At 65.4% G+C, this 20,271-nt stretch carries 20 protein-coding genes, 1 tRNA gene and 1 riboswitch; of the genes, 15 read left to right on the top strand and 6 right to left on the bottom strand.

What is annotated here, in order from left to right; translation table 11 throughout:
• Positions 1 to 16 precede the first annotated feature (16 nt).
• The 5 genes from IPG97_17730 (at position 17) to IPG97_17710 (ending at position 3,953) form a co-directional block, all read left to right on the top strand.
• Entirely contained in the window at positions 17 to 955 is a 939-nt protein-coding gene (locus IPG97_17730) for a hydroxymethylglutaryl-CoA lyase (protein MBK6858333.1), read from the top strand.
• Positions 956 to 1,118: 163 nt separating this feature from the next.
• On the top strand, positions 1,119 to 1,379 hold the full coding sequence (locus IPG97_17725; protein ID MBK6858332.1) for a hypothetical protein: 261 nt from the start codon (positions 1,119 to 1,121) through the stop codon (positions 1,377 to 1,379).
• A gap of 76 nt (positions 1,380 to 1,455) precedes the next feature.
• Positions 1,456 to 1,533, top strand: a tRNA-Pro gene (locus tag IPG97_17720).
• A gap of 162 nt (positions 1,534 to 1,695) precedes the next feature.
• Positions 1,696 to 2,415 carry an SOS response-associated peptidase gene (locus tag IPG97_17715; GenBank protein ID MBK6858331.1) on the top strand — a complete coding sequence of 240 codons (720 nt, stop codon included), beginning with the start codon at positions 1,696 to 1,698 and terminating at the stop codon, positions 2,413 to 2,415.
• Positions 2,412 to 3,953 carry a DUF2079 domain-containing protein gene (locus tag IPG97_17710; GenBank protein MBK6858330.1) on the top strand — a complete coding sequence of 514 codons (1,542 nt, stop codon included), beginning with the start codon at positions 2,412 to 2,414 and terminating at the stop codon, positions 3,951 to 3,953. Before IPG97_17715 ends, IPG97_17710 begins: the two co-directional genes overlap by 4 nt.
• Here the strand turns inward: IPG97_17710 and IPG97_17705 are convergent.
• On the bottom strand, positions 3,944 to 4,357 hold the full coding sequence (locus IPG97_17705) for an HIT family protein (GenBank protein ID MBK6858329.1): 414 nt from the start codon (positions 4,355 to 4,357) through the stop codon (positions 3,944 to 3,946). The two genes, IPG97_17710 and IPG97_17705, sit on opposite strands and share 10 nt — an antisense overlap.
• Before the next feature lie 40 nt (positions 4,358 to 4,397).
• On the opposite strand from IPG97_17705, the gene IPG97_17700 reads away from it, so the two are divergent.
• The 8 genes from IPG97_17700 (at position 4,398) to gcvT (ending at position 11,842) form a co-directional block, all read left to right on the top strand.
• Positions 4,398 to 5,093 (top strand): CDP-alcohol phosphatidyltransferase family protein, encoded by a 696-nt coding sequence (locus IPG97_17700; GenBank protein MBK6858328.1) that lies wholly within the window; start codon positions 4,398 to 4,400, stop codon positions 5,091 to 5,093.
• A 71-nt stretch (positions 5,094 to 5,164) separates the two neighbouring features.
• Complete coding sequence (locus IPG97_17695; protein MBK6858327.1) at positions 5,165 to 7,636, top strand: NTP transferase domain-containing protein; 2,472 nt, start codon at positions 5,165 to 5,167, stop codon at positions 7,634 to 7,636.
• A gap of 87 nt (positions 7,637 to 7,723) precedes the next feature.
• The gene (gcvH, locus tag IPG97_17690; protein MBK6858326.1) at positions 7,724 to 8,104 is read left to right on the top strand and encodes a glycine cleavage system protein GcvH; all 381 of its coding nucleotides are present in this window, start codon (positions 7,724 to 7,726) and stop codon (positions 8,102 to 8,104) included.
• Positions 8,013 to 8,594 carry an FHA domain-containing protein gene (locus IPG97_17685; GenBank protein MBK6858325.1) on the top strand — a complete coding sequence of 194 codons (582 nt, stop codon included), beginning with the start codon at positions 8,013 to 8,015 and terminating at the stop codon, positions 8,592 to 8,594. Before gcvH ends, IPG97_17685 begins: the two co-directional genes overlap by 92 nt.
• Positions 8,595 to 9,515, top strand: coding sequence for a MerR family DNA-binding transcriptional regulator (locus IPG97_17680; protein MBK6858324.1), 921 nt, complete (start codon positions 8,595 to 8,597; stop codon positions 9,513 to 9,515).
• Between the two features lie 72 nt (positions 9,516 to 9,587).
• Positions 9,588 to 10,079, top strand: a complete 492-nt coding sequence (locus IPG97_17675) for a bifunctional nuclease family protein (protein MBK6858323.1) — start codon at positions 9,588 to 9,590, stop codon at positions 10,077 to 10,079.
• A 79-nt stretch (positions 10,080 to 10,158) separates the two neighbouring features.
• A complete protein-coding gene (locus IPG97_17670) occupies positions 10,159 to 10,710 on the top strand; it encodes a MerR family transcriptional regulator (protein MBK6858322.1) in 552 nt (183 codons plus the stop codon).
• Between the two features lie 73 nt (positions 10,711 to 10,783).
• Positions 10,784 to 11,842 carry a glycine cleavage system aminomethyltransferase GcvT gene (gene gcvT / locus IPG97_17665; GenBank protein ID MBK6858321.1) on the top strand — a complete coding sequence of 353 codons (1,059 nt, stop codon included), beginning with the start codon at positions 10,784 to 10,786 and terminating at the stop codon, positions 11,840 to 11,842.
• Positions 11,843 to 11,967: 125 nt separating this feature from the next.
• Here gcvT and gcvP read toward each other — a convergent pair whose 3' ends face one another.
• Complete coding sequence (gene gcvP, locus IPG97_17660; protein MBK6858320.1) at positions 11,968 to 14,847, bottom strand: aminomethyl-transferring glycine dehydrogenase; 2,880 nt, start codon at positions 14,845 to 14,847, stop codon at positions 11,968 to 11,970.
• A 130-nt stretch (positions 14,848 to 14,977) separates the two neighbouring features.
• Positions 14,978 to 15,064, bottom strand: a riboswitch (glycine riboswitch).
• A 713-nt stretch (positions 15,065 to 15,777) separates the two neighbouring features.
• Here gcvP and IPG97_17655 point away from each other — a divergent pair.
• Positions 15,778 to 17,325 carry a hypothetical protein gene (locus tag IPG97_17655; GenBank protein MBK6858319.1) on the top strand — a complete coding sequence of 516 codons (1,548 nt, stop codon included), beginning with the start codon at positions 15,778 to 15,780 and terminating at the stop codon, positions 17,323 to 17,325.
• 34 nt (positions 17,326 to 17,359) lie between these two features.
• Positions 17,360 to 18,136 carry a crotonase/enoyl-CoA hydratase family protein gene (locus IPG97_17650; GenBank protein MBK6858318.1) on the top strand — a complete coding sequence of 259 codons (777 nt, stop codon included), beginning with the start codon at positions 17,360 to 17,362 and terminating at the stop codon, positions 18,134 to 18,136.
• 24 nt (positions 18,137 to 18,160) lie between these two features.
• On the opposite strand, the gene IPG97_17645 is transcribed toward IPG97_17650, so the two are convergent.
• The 4 genes from IPG97_17645 to IPG97_17630 form a co-directional block, all read right to left on the bottom strand.
• Complete coding sequence (locus tag IPG97_17645; GenBank protein ID MBK6858317.1) at positions 18,161 to 18,571, bottom strand: NUDIX domain-containing protein; 411 nt, start codon at positions 18,569 to 18,571, stop codon at positions 18,161 to 18,163.
• Positions 18,568 to 19,074 (bottom strand): GNAT family N-acetyltransferase, encoded by a 507-nt coding sequence (locus IPG97_17640; protein MBK6858316.1) that lies wholly within the window; start codon positions 19,072 to 19,074, stop codon positions 18,568 to 18,570. Before IPG97_17640 ends, IPG97_17645 begins: the two co-directional genes overlap by 4 nt.
• The gene (locus IPG97_17635; GenBank protein MBK6858315.1) at positions 19,071 to 19,604 is read right to left on the bottom strand and encodes a hypothetical protein; all 534 of its coding nucleotides are present in this window, start codon (positions 19,602 to 19,604) and stop codon (positions 19,071 to 19,073) included. The genes IPG97_17640 and IPG97_17635 overlap by 4 nt, the downstream gene beginning before the upstream one ends.
• A 118-nt stretch (positions 19,605 to 19,722) precedes the next feature.
• A complete protein-coding gene (locus IPG97_17630; GenBank protein ID MBK6858314.1) occupies positions 19,723 to 20,223 on the bottom strand; it encodes a hypothetical protein in 501 nt (166 codons plus the stop codon).
• Between the last annotated feature and the right edge of the window lie 48 nt (positions 20,224 to 20,271).

Here is a 20,271-nt window from a genome sequence, read left to right as displayed (position 1 = left end):
ATTCGTCCGCCAAGACATGATCATCGGCTCCCGCCCCTCCCTTCCCGCGTCGGTGGTGATCAGAGACGTTGGACCCCGCGACGGGCTTCAGCCCGAGGCGCCGGTCGACGTCGCTGAGCGAATCGCCTTGGTCGAGGCCCTGGCCAACGCCGGACTCCGCCGAATCGAAGCCGTGGCCTTCGTGTCGCCCAAGGCCGTGCCCGCCATGGCTGGTGCCGCCGAGGTCATGGCCGGAGTCAACCGCCGAAACGGACTCCACCTCGCGGCGCTGGTACCCAACCTGACCGGAGCGGAGATGGCCCTGGAATCGGGCGTCGACGAGATCACCGTCACCGTCTCGTTCTCTCCTGAATACAACCAACGCAACGTCAGGATGACCATCGAGGAGTCCGAACGGGCCATCTCCGAGGTCACCCAAAGAGCCTCTTCGTCCTCGGTTCCCGTCGATGCAGTGATCTCGTGTGCGTTCGGCTCCCCCTATGAGGGAGACGCCGATCCGAACGACGTGATCGAGATGGCCCGACGCCTCGGCGATGGCGGGGTGGAGTCGATCACCTTCGCCGACACCACCGGGATGGCTACCCCCCGACGGGTCCACGACCTCCTCGACGCGCTCGCCCGGCTGTCGCCCGATAACCGTTGGGTCGACGATGTGGGTCTGCACCTGCACGACACTCGGGGTACTGCGTTGGCCAACGCGTTGGCGGGACTGGAACGTGGGATCACCCGTTTCGACACCGCGGTAGGCGGGCTTGGAGGGTCACCATTCGCTCAAGGCGCCGGCGGCAACCTGGCTACCGAGTCGCTGGTTTCGACACTCGACGACATGGACGTCGAAACCGGCATCGATCTGGACGCTTTGGTGGCGGCGGCCCGGATGATCGAGCGACTCGTCGGCCATGCCGTTCCAAGTGGTGTGGCCCGCCACGGCTCCCGTCTCGGATCCACCCCTTAGGACCCGAGCGGATAGGTCCAGTCGTCGTCGCTGTGAGGTTGATCAGACCGAGGCTTCGCCTTGGTTTAGCCATGCCGTGTTTATGGGTCGGTCCGCCTATCGGCGCACCTCCGTAGAGGCGCACCTCCTCAACGACCCGAACGCGCCATGGTGGAGGCTCGGTTTGGACCCCACCGCTTCGTTGGGTGAATGCTTATCCGCCGTGCCCTGGTGTGAGACCTGCGACCGCTTCTACAACCCGGAGTCACTCGCCCCCGACGGCACCTGTGCCACCTGCGGACGGTTCATCGCCGACCCCTCGGAAGACACAGAGGACACCAAGATCCCGTGGCACTTCTGGGTTCTGGTGGCGGCCCTCGTGCTGTACCTGGGCTGGCGTCTCTTGGAGGTGATCATCTGGGCGGTGACGGGGGATTGGCCCTGACAGCCGTTGATGTAGGCAGCGGGAGTACACCCGAGTTCTGAGGCACGGGGCGTCCCGACTAGGGTGACCATCCCCACGGGCTGTGGCGCAGTTTGGTTAGCGCGCTTGACTGGGGGTCAAGAGGCCGGAGGTTCGAATCCTCTCAGCCCGACCATGGGAGTTCCGGAGCCGGCCCGAAAGGGTCGGCTCCGGTCGTTTCCGGACGAACGGGGCACCGACCGGGACCACACCGAGCCAGGCGAACGCAGCACTAGCGTTCGGCCGATGGCCAAAGATGCGAGCAGCTTCCCGATCCGAGCAGAGGTGGGCTGACCAGATGTGCGGGCGTTTCGTGTCGTCGTCCACCCCAGACGAGATCGCCAGATATTTCGATGCCGTACCTCCAGCACCGGAGGCGGCCCTCGAGGCATCGTGGAACGTTGCACCCACCAACGATGTGTACGCCGTGGTCGAAGAGGACGGCACACGCAGCGTTGCGTCCTTCCATTGGGGCCTGGTTCCGATATGGGCCAAGAGCCCAGCCGCAGGCAACAAGATGATCAACGCCAGGTCCGAGACCTTGGCAGAGAAGGCCGCCTTCAAGCACGCGTTTCGCAAGCGCCGTTGCATAGTTCCCGCCGACGGGTTCTATGAGTGGAAGTCCATACCGGGGGAAAAGCGCAAGCAGCCCTTCTACATCCACCGTGTCGATGGTGAGCCATTGGCGTTTGCCGGGTTGTGGGAGGAGTGGCGTGGTCCTGACCGGTCCGGAGACCAGCGGCTGAGATCTGCCACGATCATCACGACCACGGCCAATGAGACCATGGTCCCTGTCCACGATCGGATGCCCGTGATCCTGGCGCCGACGTCGTGGGCAGAGTGGCTCGCACCTGACAACCACTCCCTGGACTCCCTGGGCCAACTTCTCGTTCCGGCACCCTCGCACCTGCTGGTGATGCACCCAGTTGGGTTGGAGGTGGGCAACGTGAGGAACAAGGGCCCTCAACTCATCGAACCGTTAGGGCCCGAGCCGACGTCGAAGGCTTCACCGGCGTGACCTTTGACGCTGGTCAATCTGACCTGCGCCGTCGCTGGGACCGGTACTGGCTTCGACTTCACGCTCGGCTCGACGGTGACACCGCCGATCGCGTGCTCCCATGGGTGAACGCCACAATCGTCTCCCTGGTTCAACTGGCGCTAACCGCGGCGACGATTCGTTCATCCACAGCCGGGGGAGGGTTGGCGCCATGGCTTCAGGCCGCATGGGCACGTACAGGCGAAGGCGTGGTCCATCCGGTAGGCGGGCTGGATCCGGCGACCGCGTCGGCCTCGTTGGTCGGCGAAATGGTGCTGCACCTGAGCCGGTTCTTCCCGGCTGCGGCGGTTTTCGCCGTCGTTCAGTCGGTGGCCATCGGCGCCGCGGTGGTGCCGTTGTGGCGTCTGGCCCGTGAACGGGCTGGCCTTCGGGTTGGTGCGACCAGTGCCGTGATCGCCGCCTATGCCTTGGCTCCTACCGTGCACCAGGCCGGGTTGACACCGTTTCATCCCGAACTAGTCGCACTTCCATTCCTGTTGGTGGCATGGCTCCAAGCCAGCAGGGGAGCGTGGGTGAAGTATGGCCTAGCGGTGCTGGCGGTCCTGGCTTGCCGAGGTGACCTAGGGATCACCGTGGCGGCCATGGGCTTGCTGGTGGCAGCTCAACACCATCGGCGCAACGGCACGGTCACGGCGATGGTGGGGGTGGCATGGTCTGCTGTCGCACTGGCTCTGGTCGAAGCCGATCAACCCAGCGGGCAGTTGACTCCGGCCGGGGAGTTCGTCTCACGAGCGGTTGGACCTCTGGCTGCGGTCGAACAGGTGGCCACCAACCCCCTCGGTGAGCTGGGAGCGGTCTTGTCCCAGCCCAGCGTCGAGTTCCTGGTTGTTGTGCTCGCGCCGCTGCTGTTCCTGCCGTTGATGTCGTTCCGACGCTTCGCGCCGTCGTTACCGGGCCTGACTCTGGCCATGGTCGCAGACCGGGCCGTAGCACGAGCCGCGGGAGCGGGCGTGTTGGACCTGGCGCCCACGGCGGCCCACATCACCCCGTCGATGGCCTTCACCTTCGTCGCCCTGGTCTTCGCCCTGGAGCGGATCGGCCAGCGCAGCGTGGTCAGGGTGAACGTCGACCGACGGCTGCTGGGTGCGCTGATGTGTGGATCCATCCTGTTCTTCCTGGTTGAGTCCCCCTCGGCCCCATACCACCGGCCATGGGACTGGGGCGGGCGCGGCAGTCAGCTCCAGGTGCTGGAGCGAACCAGTGACGCGGTGCCTGGTGCCGCCTCACTGGCGGCATCCCCGTCGGCCACTGCCCTGGTTGCTGAAAGGTCCGTCCTGGTCGAACTTCCGCCCGACCCTGTGGACCTCACCACGAAGCTGCTGAACGGCTTGGCCGCAAGGGTGGAATGGGTGCTCCTCGACACCTCTGGCACCGATCCTGACTCAGGTGACCCGGTCTGGCAGCCCGACGATGTCGAGTCGATCCTCGAGAGCCTGGAGCGGGCTGGGTTCGAGACCCAGGAACGAGAGCGGGGAATAGTCCTCCTTCGTCACCGTTGATCGTCGAGCCCAACGAGGGCCGCTCGAAGTCGCTCGGCCGCGTCATCTAGTGATGCGTCGCTGACCCCGTGATCGGCCCTGGCGAAGTCGAGATCGGCCTCCGAGCGAATCGGGATCACGTGAAGGTGGGTGTGGGGCACCTCCATCCCGGCGATGATCATTCCGACCCGCGCCGGTGAGAATGCAGCCTGTTGGGCCTTCCCTACCTGCTGGGCCACCTTCATCAGATGAGCCACCGTTTCGGGATCGAGGTCCAACCAGTGATCTACCTCCGCCCGGGGAACCACCAACGTGTGACCGGGCTGTAGTGGTGCGATTGTGAGGAAGGCAGCGCACACCTCATCGGCGTAGACGAAGCGGCCAGGAAGCTCACCGTCGAGGATCCGGGTGAAGAGCGTGGTCATGGTTCCGATCCTAGGAACTGGCATCGGTAGGATCGGCGCCATGGCAGTGAGCGACCGCGGTGCCCCTGCACCGGCTGAGTTCGCGCCGGCCTACGACACCAACGCTTCATCCACCGGGGTGCCGGAACCACCCCATACGACGTCGAGTTCGAAGATCTTCACGATCCCCAACGTGATCTCGTTGGTCCGTCTGAGTTGCCTTCCGGTGTTCTGGTGGCTGCTGTTCGCGCAGGAGAACCGGGGGGCAGCGGCCTGGCTCCTGGCTGCTCTCGGTGCTACCGACTGGGTTGACGGCTACATCGCCCGCCATTTCGACCAGGTGTCCGATCTCGGCAAGATCCTCGACCCGGTGGCCGATCGCATGCTGTTCTTCGTGGGTGTGGGGGGAATCCTGGTCGATGGGTCGGTTCCCACCTGGTTCGCGGTGGCCGTCCTGGTCCGAGAGGCAGTGGTGGGCACCACCACGGTGGTACTCGCCCTGTTGGGGGCCCGACGCATCGATGTCACCTGGTTCGGCAAGGCCGGCACGTTTGGGTTGATGGTGGCCTTCCCGTTGTTCCTGGCTGGTCAATCCACTCTCGCCTGGCACGAGACCGCTCGAACTCTGGCCTGGGTGGCTGGTGTTCCAGGTTTGATCCTCAGCTACATCGCCTGGGCCACCTATGTCCCGCTAGCCCTCAGAGCCCTGCGTGAAGGTAGGGCCGACCGGAGAACAGCAACTGCCACTCACCGTTGACCAGGCCCGCGTTCAGTTGTCAACCACGATGGTGAGGCCCCGGTAACTTGTCGGCCATGAAGGCCGTCATCATGGCCGGAGGCGAAGGCACCAGGCTCCGGCCCCTCACCTCCAACTGCCCAAAACCGATGTTGCCCCTGGCCAACCGGCCCATGATGGAGCACATCGTCCAGCTTCTGCGGAGCCACGGCATCGACGAGATCGTGGTCACGGTCGCATACCTGGCCAACCAGATACGCACCTACTTCGGCGATGGCTCCGAGTTCGGTGTGCGCATGGTTTACGCCACCGAAGACCAGCCCCTCGGTACTGCGGGCTCGGTGCGCAACGCCATGGACGAGCTCACCGAGCGCTTCCTGGTGATTTCGGGTGACGTCCTCACCGACATCGATCTCGGGCACGTGATCACCACCCACGAGGAACGTGGCGCCCTGGCCACCATCGGGTTGGTCGCCGTCGAGAATCCACTCGAGTTCGGAATCGTCATCACCCGTCACGACGGCTCGATCGAACGGTTCTTGGAGAAGCCCACCTGGGGCGAGGTCTTCAGCGACACGATCAACACCGGCATCTTCGTGCTGGAACCCGAGATCTTCGACTACATCGCCCCGGACCGTAGCGTCGACTTCTCCAGCGAGGTGTTTCCCCGTCTCCTAGAGGAGGGAAAGCCCCTGTTCGGGGCGGTGGCGTCGGGCTACTGGGAGGACGTGGGCACCCTCGAGGCCTATGTGTCTGCTCACAAGGACGTGATGGACGGAAAGGTCCGCGTCGATGTTCCCGGGTTTGCGGTGGGTCCGGGCGTATGGCTGGGTGAGGGAGCAGACATCCACCCCGACGCGAAGATCGACGGGTTTGCCATCGTCGGTGAGAACTGCCGGGTCGAGGCCGGGGCCCGAATCGGTGACTACACGGTTCTGGGTCGCAACGTGCGGGTCCGTTCCGACGTCGACATTGAACGCTCGGTGGTTCACGACAACACCTACATGGCCGAGGGTGTGCGCCTCCGCGGTGCGGTGATAGGTCGCTCCTCGGACCTGCGCCGCAAGGCCCGCTGCGACGACGGCTCGGTGCTCGGAGACGAGTGCTTCGTCGGAGAGAACGCCCACGTCGGCCAGGGCGTGAAGGTGTACCCGTTCAAGACCGTCGAAGCCGGGGCCACCGTCAACTCATCGATCGTCTGGGAGTCCAAGGGATCCAGAAGCCTGTTCGGCCGGGTCGGGGTCTCAGGGCTGGCAAACGTGGACGTCAGCCCCGAACTTGCAGCACGGGTGGCCATGGCCTTCGCCACAACCTTGCGCAAGGACACCACCGTTGCCATCTCCCGAGACTCCTCCCGTGCCGCCCGCATGCTCAAACGGGCGTTCATCGCCGGCCTGAACGCCAGCGGCGCCAACGTCGTTGACCTCGAGATGGCCAGCGTTCCCGTCACCCGCTACCTGGCCCGCCAGCCCGGCAACGCCGCCGGGGTCACGATACGGCTCACCGAGTCGGACCCCCAATCGGTGGTGATCCGCTTCTTCGACGACCAAGGCATCGACATCACCGAAGATGCGCAACGCAAGATCGAGCGGTTGCTCAACCGCGAGGACTTCCGACGGGTGCTGGCGAGCGAGATCGGTGACATCACCTTCCCGTCACGGGCGTTGGAGCACTACACCGAAGCACTCGGGTCCACCGTGGATCTGCGAGCCGTTCAAGCCGCCGGTTTCAAGCTGGTCATCGACTACAGCTACGGGGCAACCGCGTTCGTGATGCCCACCGTGCTGTCCAAGCTGGGCGCAGAGGTTCTGGGAGTCAACCCGTATGCCTCCACCAGCCAACGCATCAACGCCGAAAGGGGAGAGCGGGAAGCCAACGTGGCCCGGCTCGTCACGGCCTCGGGAGCCAACCTCGGCGCGGTGATAGATGCCGACGGTGAACACCTCACCCTGATCGACGACTCCGGGCAGGTGCTCAGCGCCGAAGAGTCCCGGCTGGCCTTCGTCTCCCTGGTGGCCGGTCACCTTCTCGGTGACCGTATCGCTCTCCCGGTCAACGTGAGCACTGTCACAGAAGGGCTGGTGGCACCCCATGGGGTATCGATCCAACGGACCAAGACCTCCACGGCAGCGCTAATGGCTGCAGCCAGCGAAGCCGGCGTCGGCTTCGCTGCCAGCGGAGACGGCGGGTTCATCCTGCCGGGCTTTCTGCCCGCCTTCGATGCCGCCGCTGCGCTGGTCAAGATGCTCGAACTTCTGGCCAAGGAGCGCACGACGCTGTCCGCAGTTCGCCACGATCTGCCCAGAACCCACATGGCCCACCAAACCGTGGTCACACCGTGGGAGCAAAAGGGCCTCGTTATGCGCACGCTCGTAGAGCTCAGCAAGGATCGACGACTCGAGCTCATCGACGGCGTCAAGGTGATCCACGATGACGGCTGGGTCCTGGCTCTGCCTGATCCCGAGGAGCCGATCACCCACATCTGGTCGGAGAGCTCTGACGCAGCCTCGGCTCAAGCGTTGGCCCAAGAATACGTACGCCGCATCCGCCAGACCCTGCGCTGAGGGGGAGCCGGTACGCGAGCAGACCTATCGGAGGCGGTGTCGGCGAGCGGGCTCGCGCCTCGGCCGCGTGGGTTAGCCTCAAACCCCATGAACATTCCCGATGATCTCCGCTACTCCTCTGACCACGAGTGGATCAAGGTCGAGGGCACCACGGTCCGCATCGGCATCACCGACTACGCCCAGGATGCCCTCGGCGACGTCGTGTACGTGCAGATCCCAGAGTTGGGTGCGACCGTGGCGGCGGGCCAAGGCATCAGCGAGGTGGAATCCACCAAGTCGGTCTCCGACATCTACGCGCCGCTGGCGGGCACCATCGCCGCGGTCAACGACGAGCTGGACGCGGCCCCCGAGCGGCTGAACGCCGATCCCTACGGTGATGGCTGGATCTGCACGATCGAGGTGGCCGATCCCGCCGACATCGACGGCCTCCTCAGCGCCGACGCCTACCGCAGTCTCATCGAGGGCTGACCCAACCGGGGGAGTGGTCCACATCTTCTGCGCCAACTGCGGTCACAAGAACCAGCCTGACGCCAACTTCTGCTCGTCTTGCGGGCAGGCGCTGGCCCGCGTCGACGATGAGCCCCACACCATCACGTTCGCCATCGACGGACTGACCGGCCGAGACGAGGTAGAGGTCAACCTGACCGACTCGGTCACGGGCGGCTTGTTGGTGGCAACCAGAGGTCCCAACGCCGGCTCGGAGTTCGCACTGGAACACGTGATCACCACCGCGGGCCGTCACCCCGATTCGGACATCTTCCTGGACGACGTGACCGTGTCGCGCCGGCACGCAGAGCTCGAACGAACCACTGCGGGCCTGGTGGTGCGAGATGTCGGATCCCTCAACGGCACCTACCTCAACCAGCAACTGGTCAAGGGAGACCAGCCACTGGCCAACGGCGACGAGCTTCAGATCGGACGGTTCAAATTGGTATTCATCGCAGGGAGCGCGGGCTAAGTGGTCGACCAACACCTATCGATCGGTGAAGTCCTTACCCTCCTTCAGGCTGAGTTCCCCGACGTCACCATCTCCAAGATCCGATTCCTCGAGAGTCAGGGCCTCATAGACCCCGAGCGCACACCGTCGGGCTACCGCAAGTTCTACGGTCCCGACATCGAACGCCTGCGATGGATCCTCACCCAGCAGCGAGAGAACTTCCTGCCGCTCAAGGTGATCAAGGACCGTCTCGGCGAGACGACCGTCGAAGATCAGCTCGTCGACGGTGCGCAGACCACACCTGATGGCCCCCTCAGCTTCAGTCCCACGAGCACGGCCGATGGACCGGATGCCGGGTCGACCGAGCCTGCTGCATCGCCGGTGACCCCCACCGTTCGTGCTTCGATGCCAGCGGGTGAGGTTCCTGGTCCCGCATCCCAACCGATCTGGATGGTCGACCTGGCTCGGGGCCGTGAGGGGTCCAGCCCAGATCTGAACAACCAGACCCAGCGGGAGACGTCACCGAGGTCCAAGGTGACGCTCGACGATGGCCCTACCGATGTCAGCCTCACCTCCGATGAGCTCCAGGCTGCCGCAGGAATCTCGGCCGATTCGCTCAAAGCACTGGTGCAGTTCGGACTGGTGAGCGTCCGCCACCTCGGCAACGACTCCTACTTCGACGCCGATGCGCTGATCATCGCTCGCAAGGCGGCCGCATTCCTCGATCACGGAATCGAGGCCCGGCACCTGCGAATGTTCAAAGTCGCCGCCGAGCGCGAAGCCGGGTTCCTGGAGCAACTGGCTATGCCTCTGCTCAAGCAACGTAATCCCGAGGCCCGTCGCCAAGCGGTCCGACTCGTCGAGGAACTGGCAGACCATGGTCATGACCTGAGGGCAGCACTCTTGCGAGCGAACCTGCGAAAGCACCTCGACTCAGCCTGAACCGGGGCCTTGGATGCCCTTCCTTCGTTTGGCGCCGGGCACCGATTGCGAACACGACGGTAGGATCAACTCGTGATCGAGATGGAGCTCGTGGGCGTAAGGGTGGAAATGCCGAGCAGCTCGCCCATTGCTCTTCTCCGAGAGGTCGGTGGGTCCCAACGGGTTCTGCCCATTTTCATCGGTGCCCCAGAGGCGACCGCCATCGCCTTTGCCCTAGAGGAGGTGGTCACCCCTAGGCCGATGACCCACGACCTGATGCGCTCGGTACTGGAAGACCTCGGTGTGAGCCTCCAGAGGATTCTGGTCACCGACCTACGTGAGGGCGTCTTCTACGCCGAGCTCGAGCTGAACGCCAGCGACGGCGTTCACACGATCTCGTCTCGGCCCTCGGACGCCATCGCCTTAGCAGCGCGGACCGGCTCGCCGATCTACGCCGCCGAGTCGGTCCTTGACGAGGCCTCCTACGTGGAAGAAGCGGGGGAGGAACCACCGGAAGCCGAAGCGGTGGTCGAGCAGTTCAAGGAGTTCATCGAGTCTGTGGACCCCGAGGACTTCGCCATCTGACCTCCGGTCCCACATCCATGGTTGACCGGCCCAGCAGCGAACCCTATTTTGGGGAGACCACACCGGCGTAGTTTCAGCCGTGTGGTCACCGGCCGGCTTCCGGCCTCGACGGATTTGGGAGTGGAACGTGGCCGAGGACTACAGCGGCAAGAAGGCGGCCGAGATCGTCGGGATCAGCTATCGCCAGCTCGACTACTGGGCTCGCACCGATCTTGTTCGTCCCTCGGTGACCGATGCCAGCGGCAGCGGAAGCCGGCGCCGCTACTCCTATCGAGACCTCCTGGAGCTTAAGGTCGTCAAGACCCTGCTGGACAACGGGATCAAACTCGAGTCGGTTCGTCAGGCATTCACCTACCTTCGGGATCAGCTCGGCGAAGACGTCGCGTCGGCCCAGCTAATCATCAGCGGTGGTTCGGCCATCTTGGTGCGAGACGACAACGAGCTGATCGATGTGCTCAAACAGGGCCAGACGGTGATGACCAGCGTCCTCTCGCTGGGCACGGTGCAGCGAGAGGTAGACGATGCCATCGTGCACCTCTTTCCCAGCCCGTCCCCGTCCAGCCAGTTGGACCCAGTCGCAGCCCCTGATTCGACCACCACCAAGGCCCCCAAGTCCGCGTCTGGCGCCTGAGCCAACCCAGGCAGCGGCCGGTTAACCACTCAGCGGATTCGGCTGGGCATCGCCACCGCCTACCATCGAGGTCGTGACGCTCCGATTCTCTCCCCTGGACGCCAACCACCGTGCGTTGGGGGCCAAGATGGTCCCCTTCGGCGGCTGGGAGATGCCGCTCAACTACGAGGCCGGCACGGTGGCCGAGCATCTGGCCTGTCGCAACAGGGCTGTCGCCTTCGACGTGAGCCACCTGGGCACTGTTCGGACCAGCGGCTCGGACGCTCTCGGGCGACTCCAAGCCGCGCTCACCAACGATCTCGCCAAGATCGGGCCGGGGCGAGCCCAGTACACCCATCTCCTCGACGAGGCCGACGGATCCGTCCTCGACGACATCATCGTGTGGTGGCTCGGCGAAGAGGTGTTCGACGTCATGCCCAACGCGTCCAACACCGAGAGGGTGGTAGAGGCCCTCGGACCCCACGCCGTGGACGTCACCACCGGTCGGGCCGTGATTGCCTTGCAGGGACCAGAGTCTCGGTCCCGCCTCGCCGATGTGTTTCCCGCTGGTGCCGAGGTGGGACGTTTCCGAGTCGAGGTGTTGGAGTGGAACGACTTCACCTGCACCGTGGCCGGTACGGGCTATACGGGTGAAGATGGGGTAGAGATCGCCATACCGGCAGCCCATGCCCCTGCCGCCTGGGAAGCACTCATGGCCGCCGGTTTCGAACCTGCTGGCCTCGGAGCCCGTGACACGCTGCGACTGGAGGCAGGCCTGCCGTTGCACGGCCATGAGCTAGGGCCAGGAATCACTCCACTGCAGGCTGGTCTCGGATGGGTGGTGGCATGGGACAAGCCCGGCGGCTTCCGTGGCATCGAGGCTCTACTGACCGAGCGCGAGCGCGGGCCACAGAGGGTTCTTCGGGCTCTGACCGTCGAGGGTCGACGTCCGCCACGCGCTGACCAGACCGTCCTGCAGGGCGAGGATGCGGTTGGTGTGGTTACTAGCGGCAACTTCTCGCCGGTTCTGGGACATGGGATCGCGCTGGCCCTGTTAGCCCCGACAGTTTCGGTTGGGGACTCGGTAAGTATCGACATTCGTGGCGATCGGGTGCCAGCCACGGTGGTCAAAGCACCGTTCGTGTCCAAATAGTCTGGATCGGTCGAAAGCCAGAGCCTTCCGGCGGAGTAGTGCCGCCGGCCTGACGGCCGAGGTCTTCGCTGCTAGGACCGGCAAAGCCGTCGAGCCAGGCCGAGGGCCGACCCGACGGCCAGCGATCACCGAGCCAAGTCCTCCACGGGCGGGCAGGAGCACACCAGGTTGCGGTCGCCGTAGCCGCCGTCGATACGCCGTACCGGAGGCCAGTAGCGGTCTCCCCGTTCACCCCGACCGGGGAAGGCTGCCTGTTCGCGGGTGTAGGGATGCTCCCATGCGCCGGTAAGGCAGTCGACGGTGTGGGGGGCGTTGGCCAGCGGGTTGTCTTCGCCAGGCCACGTACCGCTGGCGACCAGGTCCATCTCGCCCCGTATGGCGATCATGGCCTCGCAGAACCGTTCGATCTCGGCGAGATCCTCCGACTCGGTGGGCTCGATCATCAACGTTCCCGCGACCGGGAAGGACATGGTCGGGGCATGGAATCCGAAATCGATGAGACGTTTGGCCACGTCGTCCACGGTCACCCCGGTCTCCTTGGTGAGTGGTCGGAGGTCGACGACGCACTCGTGAGCCACCAGGCCTCCCCGTCCGGTGTAGAGCACAGGGAAGTGTGGCTGTAGTCGTTGGGCGATGTAGTTGGCGTTGAGGATCGCCACCTGGGTGGCCCTGGTCAGCCCATCTCCGCCCATCAGTCGGATGTAGGCCCAAGGAATGGGCAGGATGCCCGCCGACCCCCATGGGGCCGCCGAGATCGGACCGGGACCGGTGGCCGGGCCCGCCTCGGCCGCCAACGGGTGGTTGGGTAGGTGGGGGATCAGGTGCGCTCCGACCGCCACCGGGCCGATTCCGGGACCACCACCGCCGTGGGGGATGCAGAACGTCTTGTGGAGGTTGAGGTGGGAGACATCGGCACCGAAACGGCCGGGACGGGCCAGACCAACCATGGCGTTGAGGTTGGCGCCATCGAGGTACACCTGGCCACCGGCATCGTGCACCGCGGCGCAGATCTCGCCGATGGTCTCCTCGAACACGCCATGGGTCGAGGGATAGGTGATCATCAAGGCGGCCAGGTTGTCGGCGTTGTCGGCGATTCGAGCCCTCAGGTCGGTCACGTCCACGTTGCCGAACTCGTCGCAGGCCACGACCACCACGCTCATCCCAGCCATCACCGCGCTCGCGGCATTGGTACCGTGCGCCGACGAGGGGATGAGGCAGACGTCCCGGTGGGCCGCGCCGTTGGCCCGGTGGAAGCCACGGATGGCCAGGAGCCCAGCCAGCTCGCCCTGGGAACCGGCGTTGGGCTGAAGGCTCACGGCGGCGTAGCCGGTGATCTCCACCAACCATCGCTCCAGATCGCCGATCAGTTCCCGGTATCCGACCGACTGGTCGGCGGGGGCGAAGGGATGGATCTTGGCGAACTCGGGCCAGGTGATCGCCTCCATCTCAGAGGTGGCATTGAGCTTCATGGTGCACGAGCCCAGCGGGATCATGGCCCGGTCCAAAGCCAGGTCGCGATCGGCCAACCGCCGCAGGTACCGCAACATGGCTGTCTCAGAGCGGTGCTGGTGGAACACCGGGTGGGTGAGGAACGGTCCTTGCCGCACCAGGGTCGCTGGCACGGCATCGGGGGTTTCGACATCCAGCGTCGACCAGTCGACAGGGGAGAGGTCGAAGGCTGCTAGCACGGCATCGAGGTCCGAGCGGGTCGTGGTTTCATCACATGAGATCCCAACGGTGTCTGAATCGGTGAGCCGGAGGTTGACACCGCGTTCTAGGGCCTTCGCCACCACCTCCGCGGCGGCGCCAACGACCGTCGCCGTCACCGTGTCGAAGAAGTCAGTGTGAGCCACCGAGATGCCGCCGTCACGCAGGGCTCGGGCCAGCAGCGCCGCGTACCGGTGAGTCCGTCGTGCGATTGCCGCCAGGCCTTCAGGTCCGTGGTAGACGGCGTACATCGATGCCACCACGGCCAAGAGCACTTGGGCGGTACAGATGTTGGAGGTGGCCTTCTCCCGTCGGATGTGCTGTTCACGGGTTTGGAGGGCCAAGCGATAGGCCCGATTGCCATCGGCGTCCACTGACACGCCGACCAGGCGCCCGGGAATGGATCGCTGAAGTCCGTCGCGCACCGCCATGTAGCCAGCGTGGGGGCCGCCGAAGCCGAGGGGAACGCCGAAGCGTTGGGCTACGCCCACCACCACATCAGCGCCGAGGTCACCGGGCGACCGCAACAGGCACAAGGACAAGATGTCGGCGTCTACGGTGACCACGGCGCCGGCGGCGTGAGCCGATTCGATGACCGAGGTCCAGTCGACCACACGGCCCGACGAGCCCGGGTAGCTGAGAAGGACGCCGAAAGCGTCCCGGTCGGTCGGGTAGCCGTCGCTCAGGTCGGCGACGACGACCTCCAAGCCGATGGGCTCGGCCCGGGTGCGGACCACCTCGATGGTCTGGGGATGGCAGTCCGAATCCACCAAGAACACGGCGTCTTGGCCCACACCCTTGGCGACCCGGCGCGACAGCGTCATAGCCTCGGCGGCGGCTGTGGCCTCGTCGAGCAGGGAAGCGTTGGCCAGAGCCATGCCGGTGAGGTCGGCGATCATGGTCTGGAAGTTGAGGAGCGCTTCCAGACGGCCTTGGGAGATCTCGGGTTGGTAGGGCGTGTAGGCGGTGTACCACGCAGGTGACTCGACCACGTTGCGCAGGATCACCCCTGGAGTGTGGGTGTTGTGGTACCCGAGCCCGATCATGGAGGTGACGACCTGGTTGCGGTCGGCCAGCGCCCGCAGTTCAGCCAGCACTTCGGCTTCGCTGGCTGCATCTGGCAGGCCCAGGCTCCCCTCCATGCGGATGGTACCGGGCACGGCGGCATCGACCAGCTCGTCCAGTGAGTGGTATCCGAGCGCGGCGAGCATCTTGGCCTGATCCTCGGCCGACGGACCGATGTGACGCCGTTCGAAGCGATCGGCTTCGAGGTCGGCGAGTGGGGGGGTGGGGGACATGTTGGACACGGGGGCTCCTCGACAGCGCGGCGTTAGGTGCCTCCCCCGCTGTCATGGAACCTGAGAGCTTCACCCGGTCGGGCTTTCCCCTTCGGTGAGACGCTTCGCTGCGTCTGCTTTCCAGCGTTGCCTCGCTCGAACGGTCCTGGGGCCTGAGAGATTCCGGGGAGGGATTGCTCCTTCGGCGTGCCCGAGGGCACTCTCCCGTCCGAGCTCGACGGCGGGCGAAGGTTACCAGTACCGGCCGGCTCGTGGATGGTCCTGTGATTGCAGCTATTCAGAGGATAGTTTCGTCACGTGACGAAACTATCGGTGACGGAGAGGTGTCGGTGGTGCGGCAGGCAACTGCCTGAGCGGGCCCGCACCGGTCGACCTCGTCGCTACTGCCGGGCTGGCTGTCGCCAACAAGCCCACCTGGCCCGGAAGCTGGCGGCATCCCATGGCTTGGGCGATGACGACGTGATCATCGATCGGATTCGACTCGAAGACCTACAAGGTGCCCTGTACTGCCTCCAGGCCGCCGTTGAGGACGTGGACCGAGACCTCGCCGAGACGACAGACCCAAGGGAGGTTCGCGAGGCCCTTGACTGGCTCCTGTCAAACGCTCGACCACTGGTGGACCAATGGATCGAGCCCCGCACGGAATCCGACTCGGGCTTAGGACCGAACGGATAGGTCCAGTCGTCGTCGCTGCGAGGGTGATCAGACCGAGGCCTCGCCTCGGTTTCAACCATGCCGTGCCTATGGTCGGTCCGCCTGTCGGCGCACCGCTTTAACATCCTGTGCGGGACCGTGAAGGATCCCTACTTTACATAACGTAGATTATGGGCGAATTGGACGACTCCCACTTTCGGCAGATCCAGGATTGGCCCGTCCGGTCGGGAACGGACTGACTAGCCCCCACCGCGGACCGAGTAGGTTGTCATCCCTATGTCCCGCAGGATCGACATCGAGCTCACCAGTTCACGAGAAGACGGCACCTGGACTTGGCGTGCCGCCGGCGCCAAGCAGCCGAAGGGAGTGGTGTCGTCCACCCTCCTGCCCTCAGGGGTGGCGGTGGGTGAGGTGCTGCGAGCCGACGTTGAGTCAGGCCTGGACGGTACCGAGGTCATCTCGGTCTCAGCCCCCAAGGGCCGACGGGAGCTCTCCGGCGAGCGCATCGAACTGATCGGCCGCACCATCTCAGATGATCAGCTGGTGACCACCGTCCTGGCCGGCCGGGGTGGGCGCCGAGATCGGGGAGATCGACGCGACCGAGGGGATCGACGTGACCGAGGGGACCGACGTGACCGCGGCGAGCAGGGCGAAGGCCGCGGCGATCGTCGGCCGCGCTCGGAGGGTGACCGTTCCGGCGGAGACCGTCGGTCCCGTCCTCCCCGCGACGGTCAAGGCGAACGTCCCGACCGGCCACGACGCGACCGCCCCGCTGCCCCAGTACGCCCGAAGGCCAAGCGCTTGCGCCCGGGTCGCACCCACCGCAAGGCGGCCCTCGACAATCTGGCCCCCGAGGAACAGGTAATCGCCGAGCAACTCCTCCGCGGTGGCATTCCAGCGGTCCGCCAGGCGGTCGAGAAGCAGAACGAGGCGGCCAAAGCCGAAGGCCGACCGCTTGTCCAAGCCCAGGCTCTCTTGGCTGTAGCCGAGAAGCTCCTACCAGCATTGCGTGTGGCCGAATGGCGAGACCGGGCCGAAGCCGCCGTCGCCGACATTGACGAGCTCGACCTCCGGGACCTGCGGTCGGTGATTGTGGCGGCCGACAATGGCGCCAAGGACGAGGAGACCCGCGCCCTTGCCGACCAGCTTCGCAACGGGCTCACCCGTCGGGTCGAAGCCGAGCAGCAGTCTTGGTTGTCGGAGATCTCCGAGACCCTCACCGAGGGTCGTGTCGTGCGGGCTCTGCGTCTGAGCTCCCGCCCGCCCAAGGCCGGGGCCCCCCTGCCTGCCGAGCTAGCCGCCAAGCTCACCGAGGCCGCCTCTGCCGCTCTAACCGCCGACACCTACCCCGACCGCTGGTCGACAGTTCTGGATGCATTGTCGTTCTCCCCGATCCGAACCCAGGTCGTACCCGCGAGCAAGCCCGAGTCGCCGAACGAAGAACTCCTGAAGGTGATCACCACCTTTGCTGGTCGACTTCCCCAGATCGCAGAGGCTTTCGGTATCACTCCCCCTCCGCCCAGCGCTGGACGCCGCCGTGGCCGAGGTGGGCCTCCCGGCAAGCCGAAGCCCCCCGCTCCCCCAGCGGCGGATACAGCCAACAGCGGCTCCACCGACAGCGGCCCCGAAGACACTCCGTCTGCTCCGTCGGTGCTGGACCAGGCACAGACCCGAAACGATACGGCCGCCGAGGCCGCTTCGGATTCCGTCGTCGAGGTGGCGGACTCCGGTGCCCTCGACGGTGAGGACTCCGAGGCACCGGCTACGCCTGAGGTCGAACAGACGCCAGACGGCGACGCGGCCATCACCAGCGAGCCAACCTGACCGTTCGGTCAAGTGCGGGCTAGCGTGTCCGCCCATGACCGTCGACTACGAACTTCACGGCCACGTCGCCGTACTCACCATCAACCGCCCCACGGCCCGCAACGCTGTCAACACCGACGTCGCCCAGGGCATAGAAGCCGGCATAGACCGACTCGAAGAAGATCCGGATGCCTGGGTCGGGATCATCACCGGCGCTCAGACCGAGAAGGGCTGGATCTTCTGTGCCGGAGCCGATCTCAAGCAGATGGGCGTTGATCCCGCTGGCATGATGACAGCGCGGGGCGGTTTCGCTGGGTTCGTGCAGCGTGAACGCACCAAACCGGTTATCGCGGCCGTCGACGGCCCCGCCCTGGCCGGTGGAACCGAGATCGTTCTGGCCTGCGACCTCGTGGTCGCTTCTGAAACTGCCGTCTTCGGTATTCCCGAGGTGAAGCGCAACCTCGTCGCCGGGGCCGGCGGACTGTTCCGCCTCCCCCGCAAGGTACCGCGCAACATTGCCATGGAACTGGCCCTGACCGGTCGCCTCGACTTTCCGGCCGAGCGGGCCCACCACTTCGGCCTGGTGAACCGGATCTGCGCCGAAGGGGCCGCCCTGTCGACGGCCATGGAGCTTGCTGGCGAGATTGCCCAGGCCGCTCCCCTAGCCGTCCGTGAGAGCCGGTCGATCATTCTGGCCGCCACCGATCAGCCCGACCAGGTCGGCTGGCAGTTGTCCGGCGAGGGCATGGGCAAGATGTTCAGCACCGAGGACTTCGGTGAAGGCCTGACCGCCTTCATCGAGAAGCGTGACCCGGTATGGAAGGGTCGCTGATCTGAGGTCCCCGGGTGATCGCCATCAGGTGATGGTGGCGATCACCCCGTGATCGTGAAGGAACTCGGCCAGACCTGGGGCCAGCCGGTACTCGGCGACATCGCCGAGATCCACCCAACGGGCCTCGGCGGCGTCGTCGGCCGCTGCTGGCTCTGTGGACTCCAGGATCGACAGCTCGAACGCCAGCACCACCAAATGGGGTCCGTCGGAGGTGTCCAACAGCTCGCTCACTCCGATGAGCGAACCGCACACACCTTCGATACCGGTCTCTTCCCGCAACTCACGGGTGACCGCTTCCGCCAGGGTCTCCCCCACCTTCACCCTGCCGCCGGGTACGGCCCACGTCCCACCGGCAGGGCCGTGACCCCGGCGCACCAACAAGAGACGGTCGTCATCTACCACCACGGCGCTAACCGCCAGGACGGGTCGACTCATGGCACGTGTCCGTCGGTGGCCTCACTCCCGACGAGCGACTTGTGCACCACGATCGCCCGTGCTGTGAGCCCGAAGCGCTCGAAGAAGTTCTTGGTTCCGCGATCACCGGGGAGGGCGATCGAGTCGATCCCCTCAGCTCCCGCCTGGCGGGCTCCGGCCACGACGGCGTCCATCAAGGCCTCACCCACGCCTACCCCGCGTGCCTCCGGTGTCACGTAGATGTCGGTGACCACCCAAAGCAGCGACCGGTCGTGGAGATGCTCGGGCCGGACCATGGCATAGCCCACCACCACGTCATCGAGCATGCCCACTGCCACTCGACGACCCTCGGCTCCGGCCAACGCCTCGACCAATTCGGCCTCGTAGGGCTCGGGTCGGGCTTCGCGCCGAAACCACATCGGACCGCCCCGCTGTGCCTGCATGGAGTAGGCAGCTTCACGGGCCAGGTCCAACACCTCGGGCAGATCAGCAGGATCGGCCCATCGGGCCGCTTCCATCGTCATCCGCCCTGAATCTGAGCGATCCGGCCCAGGATCGTCTTGCGGGCACGGTGAGCGCTCTCATAGGCCCGCACGGCTTCCAGTTCGTCGGGTCCGAGTCCGTTCAGCCGAGGGATCAGTTGAGAGGCGGCCAGGGTGTCATAACCGGCGATGGCCAAGTTGGCTGACGCCGCGCTGGCTTGGGGCGCCCCGACAACGGCCGATGCCTCGGTACCAGCGCTGGCCGCTGCGGTAGATCCCAGGTGTCCACCGGAATGGGACGAAACCTCGGGCTGGGCGCCAACCAGGCCGAGGTCGGTGAGGATTGCAGATGCCTGGCGCTGGGCTTGGCTTTGCACCTGGCCGAGACGCTTCGAGGCCTCGGTCTGGCCCTGCCCCACTGCGAACTTGCCGATGACCCTTGCCATCTGAACCTGCTGACGTCCTCGATCCACGAATGTAGGCAGGAGTCTGCGAGCTTCCAGCGCGAACCCGATTGGGGCATAGAGGATCACTTCGATCGCCTGCTCAGCGTGCGTCTTCGACTCGGTCACACCCCAATGGTGGCCGACCGGAGGGTACCGAGCCAATGCCGACCGAGCGTGAATGGCGCAGCCCTCGAATGGGGTACGACGTGGGAGCAGTGACGACCAGAGCTATCCGTTAGGAGCCTTAGGCAAACGTGGCCTTCATCGGGCAGTCGTCGCCGTCGAAACCACCAGGGCAGTCGGTCCGCTTGGAGCTGAACTGGCTTCTGCGCACCAACAAGAAGCATGCCGGGCAAGAGTGCTCCTCGGCAGCCCGCGGCGCGACACGGTCGCCCGCCTCGGTTCGATCGTCGACTGGGGCTTCCTCGTCCTCGTCTTCCTCGTCTGTTCCAGCGGTGATGCGGTCACGCAGGATCGTGTCGAGATCCTCTTCCACATCGTCGGGATCGGCCTCCTCGTCGTCGTCGTCATCATCATCTGACGAACGCCGATCTCTCACCGGCGCGGGGCCATCATCTTCGCTTTCGAGGTCGTCACCGAGGTCGTCGTCTTCGATGACGTCATCGTCGACCTCGAAGACCTCCTCGTCGTCGCCATCCATGGCGTCGTCGTCGAGATCTGCGTCGTCGACGTCTACTTCGTCGTCGTCCAAGATTTCGTCGTCGATGACTTCGTCGTCAGCCATGGTGTCCTTCGAGCTTTGCTGTGTTCATTGTGGTGGCGGCCCACTGAG

This window comes from Microthrixaceae bacterium (assembly GCA_016702505.1).
In the GTDB taxonomy this organism is placed as follows: domain Bacteria; phylum Actinomycetota; class Acidimicrobiia; order Acidimicrobiales; family Iamiaceae; genus Aquihabitans.
The sequence above is the reverse complement of the archived record's forward strand: the minus strand, read 5'-3'. Positions and strand labels throughout refer to the sequence as shown.